This is a genomic window from Methanomicrobium sp. W14 (genome assembly GCF_017875315.1).
In the GTDB taxonomy this organism is placed as follows: domain Archaea; phylum Halobacteriota; class Methanomicrobia; order Methanomicrobiales; family Methanomicrobiaceae; genus Methanomicrobium.
This window is the reverse complement of the sequence record NZ_JAGGMM010000003.1, coordinates 246,389-264,184: the sequence shown is the minus strand read 5'-3', so window position 1 is coordinate 264,184 and position 17,796 is coordinate 246,389. Positions and strand designations below refer to the sequence as shown.

At 48.4% G+C, this 17,796-nt stretch carries 17 protein-coding genes and 1 pseudogene; 10 read left to right on the top strand and 8 right to left on the bottom strand.

Annotated features, from left to right (window positions below):
* Window positions 1–18: 18 nt before the first annotated feature.
* Window positions 19–291 carry an ACT domain-containing protein gene (locus J2128_RS10525; RefSeq protein WP_209691713.1) on the bottom strand — a complete coding sequence of 91 codons (273 nt, stop codon included), beginning with the start codon at window positions 289–291 and terminating at the stop codon, window positions 19–21.
* Between the two features lie 233 nt (window positions 292–524).
* On the opposite strand from J2128_RS10525, the pseudogene J2128_RS12745 reads away from it, so the two are divergent.
* From J2128_RS12745 to J2128_RS10475, 10 genes and pseudogenes are all read left to right on the top strand, one after another.
* A pseudogene (locus tag J2128_RS12745) lies at window positions 525–968 on the top strand (O-phospho-L-seryl-tRNA:Cys-tRNA synthase); the annotation flags it as partial.
* Between the two features lie 133 nt (window positions 969–1,101).
* Window positions 1,102–2,394: an O-acetylhomoserine aminocarboxypropyltransferase/cysteine synthase family protein gene (locus tag J2128_RS10515; protein WP_209691374.1), complete on the top strand. Its 1,293-nt coding sequence runs from the start codon at window positions 1,102–1,104 to the stop codon at window positions 2,392–2,394.
* A 14-nt stretch (window positions 2,395–2,408) separates the two neighbouring features.
* Complete coding sequence (locus J2128_RS10510; RefSeq protein ID WP_209691372.1) at window positions 2,409–3,920, top strand: homoserine O-acetyltransferase; 1,512 nt, start codon at window positions 2,409–2,411, stop codon at window positions 3,918–3,920.
* Complete coding sequence (locus J2128_RS10505) at window positions 3,917–4,414, top strand: threonyl-tRNA synthetase editing domain-containing protein (RefSeq protein ID WP_209691370.1); 498 nt, start codon at window positions 3,917–3,919, stop codon at window positions 4,412–4,414. Before J2128_RS10510 ends, J2128_RS10505 begins: the two co-directional genes overlap by 4 nt.
* A gap of 165 nt (window positions 4,415–4,579) precedes the next feature.
* On the top strand, window positions 4,580–5,764 hold the full coding sequence (nifS, locus tag J2128_RS10500) for a cysteine desulfurase NifS (protein ID WP_209691712.1): 1,185 nt from the start codon (window positions 4,580–4,582) through the stop codon (window positions 5,762–5,764).
* A gap of 160 nt (window positions 5,765–5,924) precedes the next feature.
* Complete coding sequence (gene nifU, locus J2128_RS10495) at window positions 5,925–6,341, top strand: Fe-S cluster assembly scaffold protein NifU (protein ID WP_209691368.1); 417 nt, start codon at window positions 5,925–5,927, stop codon at window positions 6,339–6,341.
* 93 nt (window positions 6,342–6,434) lie between these two features.
* Window positions 6,435–7,112: a dihydrofolate reductase family protein gene (locus J2128_RS10490; RefSeq protein ID WP_209691366.1), complete on the top strand. Its 678-nt coding sequence runs from the start codon at window positions 6,435–6,437 to the stop codon at window positions 7,110–7,112.
* Between the two features lie 210 nt (window positions 7,113–7,322).
* A complete protein-coding gene (locus J2128_RS10485; protein WP_209691364.1) occupies window positions 7,323–9,611 on the top strand; it encodes an Orn/Lys/Arg decarboxylase N-terminal domain-containing protein in 2,289 nt (762 codons plus the stop codon).
* Window positions 9,612–9,615: 4 nt separating this feature from the next.
* Window positions 9,616–11,049 (top strand): amino acid permease, encoded by a 1,434-nt coding sequence (locus tag J2128_RS10480; RefSeq protein ID WP_209691362.1) that lies wholly within the window; start codon window positions 9,616–9,618, stop codon window positions 11,047–11,049.
* A gap of 4 nt (window positions 11,050–11,053) precedes the next feature.
* Entirely contained in the window at window positions 11,054–11,533 is a 480-nt protein-coding gene (locus J2128_RS10475) for a hypothetical protein (protein WP_209691360.1), read from the top strand.
* A gap of 27 nt (window positions 11,534–11,560) precedes the next feature.
* Here the strand turns inward: J2128_RS10475 and J2128_RS10470 are convergent, their stop codons facing one another.
* The 7 genes from J2128_RS10470 to iorA form a co-directional block, all read right to left on the bottom strand.
* Window positions 11,561–12,181 carry a DUF5803 family protein gene (locus tag J2128_RS10470; RefSeq protein WP_209691358.1) on the bottom strand — a complete coding sequence of 207 codons (621 nt, stop codon included), beginning with the start codon at window positions 12,179–12,181 and terminating at the stop codon, window positions 11,561–11,563.
* On the bottom strand, window positions 12,121–13,323 hold the full coding sequence (gene thrC / locus J2128_RS10465) for a threonine synthase (RefSeq protein ID WP_209691350.1): 1,203 nt from the start codon (window positions 13,321–13,323) through the stop codon (window positions 12,121–12,123). The genes J2128_RS10470 and thrC overlap by 61 nt, the downstream gene beginning before the upstream one ends.
* Before the next feature lie 53 nt (window positions 13,324–13,376).
* On the bottom strand, window positions 13,377–14,111 hold the full coding sequence (locus tag J2128_RS10460) for a metal-dependent hydrolase (protein WP_209691348.1): 735 nt from the start codon (window positions 14,109–14,111) through the stop codon (window positions 13,377–13,379).
* A 17-nt stretch (window positions 14,112–14,128) separates the two neighbouring features.
* Window positions 14,129–14,941 carry a nitrilase-related carbon-nitrogen hydrolase gene (locus tag J2128_RS10455; RefSeq protein ID WP_209691346.1) on the bottom strand — a complete coding sequence of 271 codons (813 nt, stop codon included), beginning with the start codon at window positions 14,939–14,941 and terminating at the stop codon, window positions 14,129–14,131.
* Window positions 14,942–14,970: 29 nt separating this feature from the next.
* A complete protein-coding gene (locus tag J2128_RS10450) occupies window positions 14,971–15,207 on the bottom strand; it encodes a hypothetical protein (RefSeq protein WP_209691344.1) in 237 nt (78 codons plus the stop codon).
* A 199-nt stretch (window positions 15,208–15,406) separates the two neighbouring features.
* Window positions 15,407–15,994: an indolepyruvate oxidoreductase subunit beta gene (locus J2128_RS10445; protein WP_209691342.1), complete on the bottom strand. Its 588-nt coding sequence runs from the start codon at window positions 15,992–15,994 to the stop codon at window positions 15,407–15,409.
* Window positions 15,995–17,764 (bottom strand): indolepyruvate ferredoxin oxidoreductase subunit alpha, encoded by a 1,770-nt coding sequence (gene iorA / locus J2128_RS10440; RefSeq protein WP_209691340.1) that lies wholly within the window; start codon window positions 17,762–17,764, stop codon window positions 15,995–15,997. It lies immediately after the preceding gene.
* Window positions 17,765–17,796 lie beyond the last annotated feature (32 nt).

Below are 17,796 nucleotides of genomic sequence, written 5' to 3'. Positions count from 1 at the left end.
TCTCAACCTCCGTTTTTTTCAGATGCGGTGCATTTTCGTGAAGATGTCCTCGTGCTGGCACCTGATTTTGACGCCAATCTCGTCGCCGAGTTTTTCAAGCTCTTCTGCCATCTCGCAGAACGATTTTTGTGATTCGGATGCATCAGCTATCATCATCATGTTGAAGTAGCCCTTAACTATCGTCTGCGATATGTCCTCGATGTTGACCTGGTTTTTTGCAAGGTACGTGCAGACCTTTGCAATTATCCCGACCGTGTCCTTTCCGACGACAGTTATTATAGTCTTTTTAATGCCCGGATTCATTGTTCTGATTATGTTTGTTTTACTCGGGCATTAATTCAGTGCGGACACCATACGAATTTTTTCATGCAAAACTGTTTTCATAATGAATCACTATTTTCGTTGTAATGCAAATCTTTATAATTCACAATTGTGAATTAACAATAACAGTAATTTCACAATTGTGAATTAATGATGAGGACTGCATAAAACTTTTCAAAAAATGAGCATATGTTGTGTCTGATATGAACCAGAGAATAGAGAAAGTTTATGAAGCGCTGTTTGCCATTGAGGACATAAGGGAGGTATTCCGCAAATCCCTTCCGGCAGGCCCGGATGTTGAAGGCGAAAAAGCCATACAAAAAATTGCGGAGAGCCTGAAAGGGACAATCGATGACATAGAGTACAACCGCGGGAATTCTTCGGGCAAAAAGATAGGGGACAGTCTTCCGGTACGCGACCGCGAGGAGGCATATATCAACATCCAGCCGATACAGGCTGCGGGAAGACTTACAGCGGATGCAAGAAAGGCGATAATATCATACGGAGACGGTTATTCCGCCTGTGACCAGTGCAGAAAGCCTTTTCGTCTTGACAAGATTGAAAAGCCGTGTATTGCGGGATTTCACCGTGACCTTGCATCGTTTCTCAACATGGACGAGGCACGGGTTGTTCCGGGGGCGACAAAGCAGTGGAAGTTTTCAACCTACGGTCTTACGTGGGAGCAGGTGAAGTATCTTGCGGACTCGTTTGACGAAATAGCTGAAAAATACGGACTTGAAGTAAAAAAGCCAAAACCAGAACCATAACCGGGAAATAAATATGACGAAAAAAAACGGCGAAGACAGAAAATACGGGCAGGAAACTCTCTGTGTACACGCGGGGAGCAGACCTGACCCTGCAACCGGGGCAAGGGCCGTCCCGATTTACCAGACGGCGGCATATGTCTTTGAGAGTTCAAAGAACGCAAAAAACCTCTTCTCATTAAAAGAGGACGGAAACATCTACACGAGGCTGAACAACCCGACGACGAAGGTCTTCGAGGACAGGGTCGCTGCTGTTGAAAACGGTATCGCATCTCTTGCTACGTCTTCCGGGATGTCTGCGATTTCAACGGCAGTTTTGACATTCACGTCCCCGGGTGACGAAATAGTTTCGGGTGACAAGATCTACGGCGGGACGCACGAACTTTTCGGCCAGACCTTTCCTAAGCTCGGAAGGCGTGCCGTATTCGTGGACTCCGGAGACCCTGCCGCTTTTGCGGAGAAGATAAACGAAAATACAAAGGCGCTGTTCGTCGAGTCAATAGGAAATCCGGGCCTTGAAGTTGCGGACATAGAGGAGCTTTCAAAGATATCGCATGAAAACGGGATACCACTAATAGTCGACAATACCGTTGGAGTCGGTCTGGTAAGACCGATAGAGTTCGGTGCCGACATAGTCGTCCACTCGGCGACAAAGTACATCGGCGGTCACGGAAATTCCCTCGGCGGAGTTATAACCGACTCGGGAAAGTTCGACTGGACTAACGGCAGGTTTCCGGAGATGACAGCGCCCGACGAAAGCTACGGTGGTCTCATCTACCCGGACGAGTTCAAAAATTCCGCTTTTATCGTAAAGGCAAGGGTGCAGTTCATGAGGGATATGGGGCCGTGCATATCCCCTTTCAACTCGTTTCTTCTCCTTACCGGAATGGAGACGCTTCAGCTCAGGGTGAAAAAGCACTCCGAAAACGCGATGATAATTGCCGAGTTTCTGGAAGACCACCCGAAGACGGAGTGGGTATCTTACCCCGGTCTTTTGTCCCACAGGTCGCATGAGCTTGCAAAAAAATACCTTTCAGGTGGGTTTGGTCCTATTGTCGGCCTCGGGGTAAAAGGCGGACTTAAAGCTGCATCAAAACTTGTCGAAGAGGTCAGGCTGTTTTCGCACCTTGCAAACATCGGTGATACTAAGAGCCTTATAGTCCATCCTGCCTCGACTACGCATTCACAGCTTTCCGAAAAGGAGAGGCGGGATGCAGGAGTATACGACAATTTCGTGAGGCTTTCGGTCGGAATAGAAGATGCATGCGACCTGAAAGGCGACCTCTCGTACGCACTTTCAAAGATCTGATTCTATGGTTGAATATGACAGAAAAAACTTATGCTGAAAAATGCAGGAACGAATTTCCCGTTGAAAAAGGCGTATTCTCGTATGACCACGATTTTCTGACCGAAAACGGACAGTTAATGCCTGAAATAAAACTTTCGTACGAGATTTACGGCCGGCTCAATGCCGAAAGAAGCAACGCGGTTTTGATATGTCACCCGCTTACGGCTGATGCACATGCAGCGGGCTTTAACGACGGCGACAGAAAACCCGGATGGTGGGATATAGTAATAGGGCCGAAAAAAGCGTTTGACACTAAAAAATTCTGCATAATATGCTCAAACGTCCTCGGCGGGTGTAAAGGCTCAACAGGCCCGTCATCGGTAAACCCGGAGACCGGCAGGGTATGGGGTGCGGACTTTCCCGTCATAACCATAGGTGATATGGTAAATGCCCAGAAGCTTATGACTGACTCCTTCGGCATAAAATGCCTGTTTGCCGTAGCCGGCGGTTCGATGGGGGGAATGCAGGTCCTCCAGTGGGCCGTGTCATACCCGGATATGGTCAGAAAAGCTGTTGTGATAGCGTCTGCCGCCTCCCAGGGCCCGCAGCAGATTGCATTCAATGCCATCGGGAGGAGAGCCATAACACAAGACCCTGACTGGAACGGCGGGAGTTATTACGAAAAGACCTTTCCCGGGCGGGGACTTGCCCTTGCAAGGATGATAGGGCATACCACTTACCTGAGCCCGCAGTCGATGGCAGAGAAGTTCGGGAGGGACACCATTTCATCCCAAAAATGTCCCGAAAGCGCAGGAGTCCCCGTATCACGTGCCGGATTTCAGGTCGAAAGTTATCTTGACCGCCAGGGAGGGACGTTTTCGGAGAGGTTTGACGCGAACTCTTACCTTTACATAACAAAGGCGGCCGACCTTTTCGACCTCAAAAAGGGAGGGTCTTTGCGGGCCGCAATGTCGAAAGCGAAAGCCGGATTTCTTGTTGTTGCGATAACCTCGGACTGGCTTTATCCCCCCGAATATTCGGAGGAGATAGTCTCGGCCGTTCTTGAAAACGACGGTCATGCGGAGTACTCCGAAATCCGGTCGCACAAGGGCCATGACGCTTTTCTGATAGAAGGCGGACAGCTCAACTATATTCTGGGAAGGTTTTTATCGCAGATCTGCTCAGGCGACGTGATGTCCGAAACAAAGACTATTGATGAGTCCGATTTTTCGGTTGAAAAAGCCGCCAGACTTCTCATTGAAAACGGGATAAACCACCTCCCGGTAACAGGGAAGGATAAAAAAATCTGCGGAATAGTGACTTCGTGGGATATCGCCAAGGCGGTTGCATGCGGTGCGGGCGAAAACTCCGGGATTATAACAAGGAGTGTCGTGTGCACCGGCCCGGAAGAGCCGGTCGGTGACGCCGCCGGGAAAATGGCGAAAAACCAGATATCCGCACTTCCTGTGGTGGACGACGACGGCAGAATTCTTGGTATAGTTACAGGAGAAGGTCTCAGCAGGCTTATAGGAGGAGGCAGTCTATGAGGATAGTGTTCATCCACGTCGACTATATGAGGTACAGGGCGGTTAAGCGTGCAAAATCCGCCGGGGAACTGGAAAAAAGGGAGGGCGGAATTGAAGACGGGCTCGTCCTGTTTTCGTGCGCAGAAAAGGAGGACGAAATAAACCCCGAATTTGTGGTAAAAAGCGCTGTAGAAAACGTAATCAGATGTCTTGACATGATAGGCTGCAGAAAGGTCATGATTTATCCTTACGCACACCTGACCCCGTGCCTTTCAACGCCCGAAACTGCGGTTAAAATTTTAAAGGGACTTGAGGAAGCGCTTAAAAGGGAAGGGGTGGAGACGGAGCGTGCCGTTTTCGGGTGGTACAAAGAGCTTGAAATGAAGAGCAATGGTCACCCTCTTGCAGACCTCTCCATGATGATAAGGCCTTTCGGAAAGGAGAGGTGCGACTTTCACTGCCCGTTCTGTGGAGTTCCTGTAGTAAAGGAGGAGCTTGTTGCGGTAAAATCATGAAAGTCCAAAAAAAGAGAAATTTTGCCGGTGGCAACTGCTGCGGCCGGATTTGCTTCTCTTATGAGAAAAGCAAAAGATAATTCCGGTGCAAAACCAATCCGGAAGAGAAGCAGTACAGTTAAATTCTACTATAAGCACCAGTCAAAAAAAGGAGATAACCAGGATATGGAAAAACCAGAAGAGCATATGATTTACATGGACAACGCCGCAACGACGCCTGTAAGACCTGAGGTAGTCAAAGCGATGGTCCCTTTTATGACGCAGAACTTCGGGAACCCGTCTTCACTGTATACAATAGCACAGGTCTCACGTGAGGCCGTCTCAAAGGCACGCGGGCAGGTCGCAGACGCAATCGGAGCAGATCCTAAAGAGATATATTTCACTTCGTGCGGGACGGAATCTGACAACTGGGCGGTAAAAGGTGCTGCCTTTGCAAACAAAAACAAGGGAAAGCACATTATTACAAGTTCAATCGAGCACCATGCAGTCTCATACACCTGCGGCTGGCTTGAAAAGCAGGGCTTTGAGGTCACGTACCTTCCTGTCGACAAGTACGGGCTCATCGACCCGGAGGACGTTGAGAAAGCTATCAGGGACGATACGATTTTAATCACGATAATGTTTGCAAACAACGAAATCGGGACTATAGAGCCTGTAGCGGAAATCGGCAGAATAGCCCGTGAAAAGGGTGTTTTGTTCCACACAGACGCAGTCCAGGCGGCAGGGCATGTCCCGATAGATGTCTCCTCGATGAACATCGACGTGCTGTCGATTTCGGGCCACAAGTTCAACGGCCCGAAGGGGACTGGAGTCCTCTACATAAGAAAGGGCGTAAAGATTGACCCCCTGCTCCACGGCGGGGACCAGGAGAGAAAGAGGCGTGCAGGGACCGAAAACGTCCCCGGAATCGTCGGTCTCGGCCTGGCCCTCGGGCTTTCGGTAAAGGAGATGAAGGATACGAACAAAAGGCTTACAAGGCTTCGCGACAGGCTTATCGACGGCCTTCTGAAGATACCAAAATCGCGCCTCAACGGTCACCCTGAAAAGAGGCTTGCAAACAACGTGAATGTAATCTTCGAGTATATCGAAGGCGAGTCGATACTCCTTATGCTAAACCGCAGGGGAGTTGCGGCATCGACAGGAAGCGCCTGCAACTCGTCGTCTCTTGAGCCGTCGCATGTCCTCACTGCAATCGGTCTTCCGCAGGAGATAGTGCACGGGTCGCTTCGGCTTACAATCGGAGAGGACACGACTGATGCGGATGTCGACTACGTTTTAAAGGTTGTTCCTGAAATTGTCCAAAAGCTGAGGAACATGTCTCCTCTGACGCCTTCGGAACTGAGGACATAAATCAGGAATAATAAAGAAAAAAGGAAAAGGCTGAGAAGAGAATACGGGCGAAGGTTTTTCCTGTACAGGGCGGATTTTTACCGGGATATGCTGTAAATCCGCTTTGTACCGGAAAACGTTATTGCGCCCGCAGATTTAAGGATAAAAAAAGGTGGTGTATATGAATTACAACGAAACAGTGATGGATCATTTCGAAAACCCGAGAAACCAGGGAGTTATAGAGGACGCTGACGGGATAGGAGAAGAAGGAAACCCGCAGTGCGGCGACATAATGAAGATTTACCTGAAAGTGAGGGGCAACATCGTAACCGACGTGAAGTTTCAGACTTTCGGGTGCGGTGCCGCGATAGCTTCGTCAAGCATGGCGACCGAGCTAATCAAGGGAAAGACTCTTGAAGAGGCGTGGGAGCTCTCAAACAAGGCCGTTGCGGAGGCACTTGAGGGTCTCCCCCCGCAGAAGATGCACTGCTCTGTCCTTGCAGAGGACGCAATCCACAAGGCGATAAACGACTACCGCGTAAAGCAGGGGCTTGCCCCGTGGGAGGAAAAGCCCGGAAAAGAGTCCCACCACCACTAAATATTTTTTATAAAGAAATTTTTTCTGCTTTATTATATCATTTTCGCGCTGCAGGGTCATATGTTATTATACTAAAAATGTCTATCTCAGGTCATGTCGCCTGAAGTTATCGTACACAACAGTGTCACCCTTGACAACGCTTTTACAGCAGATGCATTTGCCAAAAAGGGCATTGATATAGGACTTCATTATGAAGTTCTTTTGTCTTTTGAACCTGATGCGCTGATTATAGGCTCAGGTTCGTCCGTAAAGGGAGCCGAAATGTGCGGTGATGATTTTCCCCGCGAGGAGGAAAGTGATTTCATAAAACCGCAGACCGACCCTTCGGACAAAAGGCCCTGCGGGATTTTCGTTGACAGCAGGGGTCTTCTTTTAGGTAAACTCCATTTCTACAGGCGTCTTTCGCACATAAAAAACGTCGTCGTCCTGATATCAGAAACGACACCGAAAAATTACGTCAGCTACCTTGAGGGGCGTGGCTATGACTATATTGTTTCAGGTTCTGACAGGATATCCCTTTATTCTGCACTAAAGGAAGCGGAGAGAAGGTACGGTTTCAGGAGGGTAGTCTCTGACAGCGGCGGGACTTTGAACGGAGTAATTTTAAACGAGGGCCTGGCAGACGTTTTAAGTCTTCTAGTATACCCTGTGGTTGCAGGAAGAGGGTCCAGAAAACTTTTTGAAAACGTAAATGTTCCTTTTTCCATGGAACTTGTGAGGTCTGGCCTGAAAAAGGATGGAATTATACATAACATCTACAGGATAGAATAATAGTTTAACTGTCTGACAGGAAAATATACAGGTTCTTATCTTCATATATTGCCATTTTTATGCTGATAAATCTTTTAAAAATCATTTTAGGCGTTTAATTCGCGATATATATAAATAATATTGGAGCAGGTAATCATTTTAACCAGTTGTCCGCTAAAAAAGAAATTTATGCCGTACCCTGACATCTGGTGAAGATAAAGGGGGTATATTATGAATCCTGAAGAAGTTCTACAGGTTGCTGTAGTTGATGGTTCCGTTAATTCAAACACTCCTGAAGGCAATGCGATAAACCGCATAATTGACGACCTTTCAGGTTACGGAATACTTGTAACGAAATTCGTGTCATATGAAGATGCAAAAGCCGCCCTTTCAAACCTTCCCGGGGCAGACTGTATACTTATAAACTGGAACCTCGGTGAAGGGGATGATAACAGGAACGTGGCCGGTGAAATGATCTCTGCAATAAGGGAAAGAAACGAGGATATTCCTCTCTTTATGATTGGAGAGCCTACACGTGACCCTCCTACTACCCTTACAATTGATATAATCCGCGAAGTAAACGAGTTCGTATGGGTTATGGACGATACGGCGGAGTTTCTTGCCGGAAGAATAACCGCCGCTGCAAGGAGGTATCGCAGCGGGCTTCTGCCGCCTTTTTTCGGTGAACTCGTAAGGTTCTCGCATGACTTTGAATATTCATGGCATACGCCCGGGCACGCAGGAGGAACCGCATTCAGAAAATCTCCTGCTGGAAGAGCGTTTTTCAACTTTTTCGGCGAGCAGCTGTTCAGGTCAGACCTCTCCATATCCGTAGGAGAGCTGGGGTCGCTTCTTGACCACTCGGGTCCTGTCGGAGAGGCTGAAAAGTATGCCGCAAAGGTGTTTGGAGCTGACAGGACGTATTTTGTCACAAACGGGACATCGACGTCGAACAAGATTGTATTCTTCGGCCGTGTCACCGAGGGGGACATAGTCCTTGTCGACAGAAACTGCCACAAATCGGCTGAACACTCCATAACGATGACGCACGCTGTCCCTGTCTATATGATACCGACAAGGAACAGGTACGGAATAATCGGCCCGATTAGCCCTGAAGAGTTCTCTCCTGCCACAATAAAGAAAAAAATAGAGAAATCGCCGCTTGCAAAAGATTGCAAGGACAAAAAACCCGTTCATGCGATTATAACGAATTCCACGTATGACGGCCTCTGCTATCAGGCGGTATGGGTAGAAAAAGAGCTTGGAAAAAGTGTTGACAGCATCCACTTTGACGAGGCATGGTACGGCTACGCAAGGTTTAACCCGCTTTACCGTGACCGCTTTGCAATGAGGGACGGTGCAAAGGACCCCGAAGGTCCGACTGTCTTTGCCACGCAGTCTACGCACAAACTTCTTGCAGCACTTTCCCAGGCTTCCATGGTCCATGTCAGAAACGGCAGGGTTCCTGTTGAGCACTCGAGGTTCAACGAGGCATTCATGATGAACTCGTCGACATCCCCGCTTTATACGATAATTGCGTCCTGTGACGTATCATCGAAGATGATGGACGGAGCATCGGGCAGGATGCTGACCCAGGAGCCTATTGAGGATGCGATAAGGTTTCGAAGGATGATGGCGAGGATAAAGAGGGAGGTAGGAACCGGAAAGGACTGGTGGTTCGGCATGTGGCAGCCTGACCATGTTACCGACATGAACACCGGAAAGCAGATTGAGTTCTGCGACGCTTCCCTGGACCTCCTGGGCAAAAATCCGTCCTGCTGGGTGCTTCACCCGGGCGATTCGTGGCACGGGTTCAAAGGTCTTCCCGACGACTACTGCATGCTTGACCCGATTAAGGTGACAGTCCTTATGCCGGGTGTAAACGATGACGGTTCACTTGCCGAATGGGGAATTCCTGCGGCTATTGTAGTCAGGTTCCTTGACAAGAGGGGTATCGTCATAGAAAAATCGGGTGACTACAATATCCTGTTTCTCTTCTCGATGGGGATAACCAAAGGAAAATGGGGAACTCTTGTTACCGAACTCTTCGAGTTCAAGAAGCACTACGACGAAGGGTCGCCTCTTGAAGAGGTCTTCCCGGTTCTTTCAAAAACTTATCCTGAAAGATACGGAGGTATGACCTTAACGGAACTCGTAAAGGAGATGCATGACTATATGAGAAGCACAAAGCAGGGAGAACTTCTTGAAAAAGCCTACGAAAAGCTTCCCGAGCAGGTTGCAACTTACGCCGACACTTACAAAAAACTTGTAAAAGGGGACGTCGAGCAGGTGCCTGTATCAAAGATGCAGGACAGGATAGTTGCAACAGGCGTTTTCCCTTACCCCCCCGGAATACCAGTTCTTGCGCCCGGTGAGGCTGCCGGAAAATCCAATGGCCCTGTTTTAAGTTATCTTATTGCACTGCAGGAGTTTGACAAAAAGTTCCCGGGATTTTCGCATGACATACACGGTGTCGAAAACATAAACGGGGAGTACATGATCTACTGCACAAAGGAGTGATATCATGGCTGAAAATGAGCCGAAAAGTGTTTTTTCAGGCAAAAAAAAGTATCTGGGAGTATTTACCCTGGCAATGATAAACGTTGCCGCGGTTTTGAGCATAAGAAATTTTCCGTCAATGGCAATTTATGGGTGGTCGTGCATAGGCTGGTACATAATAGGGACTATCTTTTTTTTAATCCCTATTTCCCTCGCCGGGGCCGAACTTGCCACGGGATGGCCGGAAGGCGGGGGTGTCTATGCGTGGGTGAAGCAGGCTTTCGGTGAAAAGGACGGTTTTATCGCTCTTTTCTGCGAGTGGTCGAACAATCTTGTGTGGTTTCCGACAGTCCTCTCATTTATTGCTGCAACCCTTGCCTTCGGGCTTACGCCTGAGCTTTCGCAGAGCCCTTACTATATGTTTACCGTGATGATGATTGCATTCTGGGGGACTACGGCGGTCGCCTATTTTGGTGAGGACGCTTCAGCAAAAATGAGCAATTTCGGTGTCATCGTCGGAAGCATCATCCCGGCCGTTCTGATAACTCTTCTCGGTTTATGGTGGTTTTTGTCGGGCAAAGCAATTGTACTGCCGCAGTTTTCCTTTTCAGTGTTGGTCCCGGAGATAAACCTCGGGACCCTGCCTTTCTTCTCGACGGTGATTCTTCTGTTCGCCGGAATGGAGATGGCGGGCTTTCACGCCCTTGAGGTCAGAAACCCACAGGAGGATTTTCCAAGGGCAATCGGCATATCGGCAGTAATAATATTTCTCTGCAGCGTTGCCGCAACCCTTGCAATCGCTTTTGTGATACCTGCTGAAAAGCTCAACCTTGCATCGGGTGTCATGCAGGCTATACAGTACTTCTTCGACTCGTCAGGTCTTTCCGGCCTTGTCGGTCCGATGGGCATTTTAATAGCAATCGGGGGTGTTGTATCCCTTGCAGCATGGCTTATAGGTCCTGCAAAGGGCCTTGGTGTTGTTGCAGAGGAGGGAAACATGCCTCCGATGTTTGACAGGACGAACAAATACGGGGCCCCTGTTGCCGTACTTGTCACCCAGGCCCTTATAGGCTCTGCAATCTCACTTCTCTACGTGTTCCTGCCATCCGTAAACCAGGCATACTGGATTCTTTCCGCTATGACTGTCGAGCTTTTGTGCATAGTATATTTCCTCGTTTTTGCAGCTCTTATAAAACTGCGCTACAGCCAGCCCGACAAGCCCCGTGCTTTTAAAATACCCGGCGGAAAGGTTGGAGTATGGCTTGTGGGAGGTCTCGGTCTTGTAGGAGTGTCGTTTTCGTTTCTGGTAGGACTTATGCCGCCTAACTATTACTCGAACACTTTCGGCTATATCGCATCAGTCCTTCTCGGGACGTTTGTCCTGGCAGTCCCGCCGGTGATTTTCCTGAAGCTGAAAAAACCGTGGTGGAAAAAGGGTGTAAAAAAGGAGGAGGTGTGAAGAAATGAATGAAAAGCAGGAGTTTATTCTGGGGTGTATTGTGCTTGTAATCGCGATAATGATTATACCTGTGAGTATTGCCGTGTTTATGCACGGGTCGTCTCCTTACAGTGAAATGGAAAATGACCCTGTAGTTGAGGCTGCGGAACTTGCCGGACTTTCAATATGCAGCGTCAATGATTCTGTATGGGACATTCCGGGAGCAGAAGGCGGTAAGACTTACACGTTCTCGGGAAACTGCACTGATCCGGATGAAAGACTTGTTGTATATACGCAGGCTTTCAACAGCTCGGCTTCAAGGGATGCGGCTATATTGTCATTCAATTCGAGGGTTATAGGAAAGCTGAAAAACCCTGGCGTTCCGATAGTTGTCGGCCAGTACCTGGTATACGTTGATGACAGCAGGGGCAAGGAATTGTCTTCGCGTATTGCGGATGCCCTGGATAAAATTGAAAACAGCCTGGATGAACAGTTCGGGCAATAAAAAAATAATCATTTTTTGTTTTTTGATTTACTGACTCTTTCTCCTTGATAGTATGTATGGTACAAGAAAGACTGCCACAAGTGCAATCCAGAAAGTCCCGAAAATTGTCAGAATCTCGACTTGAAAGGCATCGTAAAACCTTGCTTCCGCGTAGGATTTCCTTGTCCAGTCTATCTGCACTGTGCCGTTGTTTTCCGTTGCAGACCCGCCTGTGCTTACCGTTCCCAGAAGCGGGTTTCTGACGTCATAGCCTTTCGGAAGGTACAGCGTTACGTTATAGAAATTGTCGAAGAGTACCTGAAAGTCTTTGTTTTTAAGCTCTGCGTCATAGCCTGCGGTATAGTTGCCCTTCTCAAAGGTGATGCTTCTGCCCTTGTCCTCAAATGTGGCGTTTGTCCCGTTTTCATATGCAAGTGAGACGTTTGAGACCTCAAGCGGAACTTTTTCGCCTAGAATTCCGGGCTGAAGAAATTCAAAACCGTCAAGATTTTGGATATCAACCGACGCGTGGTATGAAGATGCGTTTTCATAGACATAATACGATGCATTAAGCCCTGATACGCAAAAAACGAGGGATGATAGTATTATCAGTGCAGCACAGAAAGAAGTGACTCTAAATCTGCATCTATCTCTGTCGGCGGGTCGCATTGTTTGATCACCGTTTCAGGGTCTTTTAAGAGGTGTCCTGTAACCACACATACAATTTTCTCGTCACTGTCCAGAAGGCCTTCTTCGGCCATCTTTTTGATTCCTGCAACAGACGCGGCCGAGGCAGGCTCTACACCTATCCCCTCTTTTCTTGCAAGGTCTTTCTGCATGGAAAGAATTTCGTCGTCGGTTACGGAGAGTGCACAGCCGCCAGTGTTTCTTATTGCTGCAAGAGCCTTTTCGGCGTTGACAGGTGCACCTATTCTTATGGCTGTCGCTACGGTTTCAGGGTTCTTTTCAGGGACAAGAACATCAAGATTCTTTTCGATTGCATTTACTACAGGACTTGCCCCTTCTGCCTGGACACCTGTCATCTTCGGAAGAGAATCGATGAACCCGAGGTCCTGGTATTCAAGAAGGCCTTTGTATACGGCTGATATGTTTCCGGCGTTTCCTACCGGAAGAACAAACCTGTCGGGGACGCACCCAAGCTGGTCGACTGCCTCAAAGCCTATGGTTTTCTGGCCTTCAAGGCGGTAAGGGTTGACCGAGTTTAAAAGATAAAGCCCCTCTTTTATACAGAGGTCGTTTACCATCTCAAGCGCCCTGTCGAAATTTCCGCGTATTGCAATAACCCTTGCTCCGTGCATAAGGGCCTGGGCAATCTTTCCAAGTGCAACCTTCCCTGCCGGGAGAAGGACAACCGCAGGGATTCCTGCCTTTGCAGCATATACCGCAAGACTTGCCGAGGTGTTGCCTGTGCTTGCGCATGCAACGGTCTTCATTCCTAGCTGAAGCGCCATTGAAACGCCTACAGTCATTCCCCTGTCCTTGAATGACCCTGAAGGGTTCATGCCTTCGTGTTTTGCGTACAGGTTTTTAAGCCCGAGTTCCTCGCCTATCTTTTTCAGGTGGTACATCTGTGTTCCGCCTTCCTGCAGGGTTACAGGCTCCCCTTTTACCGGGAGAAGCTCTTTGTATCTCCAGAGGCGGAGAGGTCTTTTGTTCCACTCTTCACGCGAGATATTCAGCGTATCAAGGTCATATTCAACTTTAAGGAGATGATTGCAGTGTTTACACCTGTATATTATCTCATTCTGGTCGTATTCTGCGCCGCAGTTTACACAGACTAGACGAAACATGATTATGAGTTTCTGTCCGCAGAGGAGTTATAGGTAGTGGATGGAGGTACCGGTCAGCCCCTGTGCACGCCTGAGATTAAAAATACGGCCGACCATTCGAAGACAAAGAGTACGAAAGGAAGAATGATCTCAGTAGTGTTTTTTATGCTCCTGTCGAGGGCAAAAAAAAGCGCCATAACGGCTGTGACCCCGATGACAAGTGCGATTAACCAGTACCTTCTGCTTCCGGGGGCAACTGTCCCCGACACCTTCGTGCAGCTTAAAGGAAAAAGCCAGAAAACGCCTTCATGTGTACACGAATCTTCGAGGAGGTGAAGAAAGGAGCCTGAAAGGACACCTGCGCAGAATACCCCCGCAGGAATTGAGACCGTCATAAAATCATTGGTAATCAGTTTTGATGCTATGCATATGTAAACCCATAAAAGCACCGAAGCTGCCGCAATGCCTAACATGGAATGCAAAAGCCCCCTGTGTTTCGGCCTGATGCGCCCTAACGTGAAGATGTATACCAGAAGGGACACGGGGTAGTATATGAAGTATCTTATGATGTAGCCGAATACCGGCAGTATGAGAACCGTGTGACGTCTCAGCTTTCTTGCACCGCCGCGTCCTCCCATAAGCCCGTGCATTATGGCGGAGTCGGCCGCGTCGGCATCGGGTGCAAGAGAGCCTATGAATATCCCGAAAACCGCCGGAATTAAAAGTATGTCCTCAACTCTGCCGTAAATCAGCGGGAAGAATACCGCAGCCGAAAGGAGACTGAAAAAAACATGCTGCTCTCCTCTCATATTTCTCTAAAATACTTCTATCTTCCCCATTTTATGTATAAGTCGTCCCTGCGGTCCGAAAGTGAACAGAATTTTTTTCTGGTCTCTTTCACAACGTAAGGGTCGATTTCAGCATAATATAAGTCTTCGTTTTCTCCAGCCTCAAGGATGTCTTCACCTGAAGGTGACACGAGAAGGGAGCCTCCCGGATATTCGTCGACGGAAGTGTTTCCGGTCGTATTTACTCCTGCGACAAAGTACTGGTTTTCGACTGCTCGTGAATGAATGAATAGTCTCCAGTGCTTCATTCTTTTTTTCGGCCAGGCTGCCTGGACGAAAATGCACTCGCACCCTTTTTTGCAGTAGTATGAATAGAGGTCTGAAAATCTCAGGTCATAGCATACCGAAAGCCCGAACCTTATTCCCTTATAATCAAAAACGGCGGGCATGTCCCCGGAAAGAAAGAACCTGTCCTCGTTTCCGGGTGAAAAAAGATGAATTTTTGAGTACTTTGCCAGAAGCCTCCCGTTTTCGTCATAGAAGACCGAGGTGTTTTTCGGTTTTGCCGGGCCGTAAGTGTTTTCTTCCGTTATTTCCCTGAAAGAGCCGAGGACAGCAATATTATTCTCCTCTGCAATTTTTCTGAAAGTCCGGGGGATGAAGCCATCCGGGCCGGACATGTTTTCGTTTGATTCCGGGTCCCAGCCTGTTGCATACTGCTCGGGAAATATTATTATGCCGGCGGCTTTTTCTGATGCCTCTTTTGCATAAATACCGGCTTTGTCCATGCTTTTACGGGGATTTTCCCACGCGGGACCTGCCTGTGCAAAACATATCCTTACAGATGCCATTTCCTAAAAAAGAAGTGTATTTTTAAGTATTATATTTCTTCTTCTCTTGAGCCGTAGAGAATTGCGGCAATTCCTGCAACGATGAACACTGCTGCTACAGGCAGGACGTATATGATGCCGCCTAATTCTTCTCCGGCGTTTACTGAAATGATAATTAATATAAGGGCAATTCCTGCGACGATTATGCTCCCTGCCGAAAGAATAGCGCCGCCATATACCATTTTTTCCGTCATTTTTGCTTTATGAGTATTTCTGGGCATCTTCATTTAAACTGTTCGTTATGCACGTTTTTCAGAATAATATTTCTGAAAACGGTTCTTTATGAAAAATATTTTTGTAATCTATAAGGGATTATGGAGATTTGATTCTATATATCTTTATTCTGCACGGCTGTCAGGCCGAAAACCCTGTAACCACCTGAATTAATACATGTGATTATAATTTCCGCAGCCTGAAAAATAATAGTTATTTAGTCTGTTCTGAACGTTCAAAACCGAGAATAAATGCTTTCTCGTTGACTTCAACGGTCTTTTTCGGGACGAGCATCTTTACCGCCTCAAGAAGCGTCTCCTTTTTAAGCGGGAGGTAATGGGAGGCCGCACCGAGCATAACAACGTTCTGCGAGAGTATGCTTCCGGCTTCACGGGCAGCTTTCTCTGCATCGACTTTAATCAGGTTTACGTCCTCAAGCCGGCTTAAAATCCACTCTTCAGAGGGTATCTCAAGGTTGTTCTGGAATGCTGATACCGGGACCACAATTCCTGATGCGGAGACAATAATACCTCCTTCTTTGAGGAAATGACGGTATCTCAGTGCTTCCAGGAGGTCAAACGATATGATGAGGTCAGCTCCTCCCGGAGATATGAGAGGACCATAGATTCCGTCGATTCTTATGTGCGTCTCGACCGATCCCCCTCTCTGGGCCATCCCGTGAGTCTCCGCCGACCTTACGCTTCTCTTTTCGAGAATGCATGCCTCTCCTATGATGTTTGACGCAAGGATTGTTCCCTGTCCTCCTACTCCGACGATGAGAAGGTCAAAGCTTTCAGTCATCTAGTTTCCCTCCGGGATTATCGCCCCTTTCGGGCAGATGTCGGAGCATACACCGCACCCGGAACACAGCTCGTTTATCGACGACTTTTCGTCCCTGAACTCTATTGCCGGGCATCCGAACCTTACGCACGCCCTGCAGCCTATGCAGGCGTCGGGGTTTACGGTATAATGTCTTCTCTTAATGCCCTGTTTTCTCGAGGCGATTACGCATGGCTGTCTTGATATGACAACCTTTACGCCTTTCGTGCTCTTTGCCGATTTGAAAGTGTTAAGCATGGACGTAAGGTCGTACGGGTTAATTGTCTCGACGAATGAGGCACCGCACGCCCTGCATATTGTCTCAAGAGATATTGAGGGTGAGGTCTCTCCTTTTGCCGTAAGCCCGGTATTCGGGTTGGGCTGGTGGCCTGTCATTGCAGTAATTCTGTTGTCAAGGATTACGACTGTCATGTTGGCGCCGTTGTAGACTGCGTTCAAAAGACCCTGTATTCCGGTATGAAGGAAGGTCGAATCCCCGATTGTACAGACAACGTCGCTTTCGTCGCCCGAATGGGAAATCCCGCTCCCTACAGTTATCGATGCCCCCATGCATATAGTCGTATCGACGGTTCCGAGCTGAATTCCGAGAGTATAACATCCGATGTCAGACGGATAAACTGCGCTTTTTCCGAAGACCTTCTTCATGGCGTAGAATGTCGCCCTGTGTCCGCATCCCGCACAGAGAATCGGAGGTCTTGGCGGAAGCCCTTCGGCAGGCACGGGGTGTGGATAATTTTTACTGTGCTTAAATCCGGCCTTTTCAAATGCAAGTGCAGTTCTTTCCGGGTCGAGTTCGCCTTCGTAAGGGACGCATCCGTCCTTTTTCCCGAAAACCGTTGTTTTTACTGCGGCCTGCCTGACTTCCTCCTCGACTACAGGTGAGAGCTCTTCTACGACAAGGACTTTTTCGTGCTTTGATACGAATCCTTTAAGCCATTCTGAATCTATGGGGTATGCGCCTATTTTTGCAAAAGAGACATCTTCGGGAATTATCTCCTTTACGTATTCAGCCGCAATTCCGCTTGTTATGACAGCAGTTTTTCCCCTGACTTCGCAGAAGTTGTACCCGGATTCTACAAGTCTTTTTGCAAGTGAGGCCTGTTTTTCGTCAAGCTTTTTGTGAAGAATGCGTGTGTGCACGGGAATTACGACATACTGGGACGGGTCTTTTTCAAAACTTCCCTTCCTGTGCTCCTGTCCGCATTTATCTATCTTGACATCGCTTTTTGAGTGGCATATGCGTGTCGTCGGGCGGAACAGGACAGGCAGAGAGAACTCTTCCGACAGCCCGTATGCCTGTTTCATCATGTCGTGCGCCTCCTGGAGGTTTGAAGGGTCAAGGCACAAAATCCCTGCAAACTTTGCGTATATCCTTGAGTCCTGCTCGTTCTGGGAGCTGTGTGCAAACGGGTCGTCTGCCGAAAGTATGACAAGGCCCCCGCGGACTCCCGTGTAGCCGCTTGTCATGAGGGGGTCTGCCGCAACGTTTAGGCCCACGTGTTTCATCGTGACAAGGCAGCGGACGCCGGTCCACGAGGCGCCGAGGGCGTTTTCAAGAGCCACTTTCTCATTGACAGACCATTCTATATAGAAATCACGCTCTTTCTGAAATCTCAGGGTGTCTATGACCTCTGAAGAGGGCGTGCCCGGATAGCCGCTTGCAAAATCGAGGTCTGCCTCACAGCAGGCATGTGCAATGGCCTCGTTTCCAAGCATATATTGTGTAGCCATAACCTTGGAGAATATTTTGTAAGTCGGTGGCA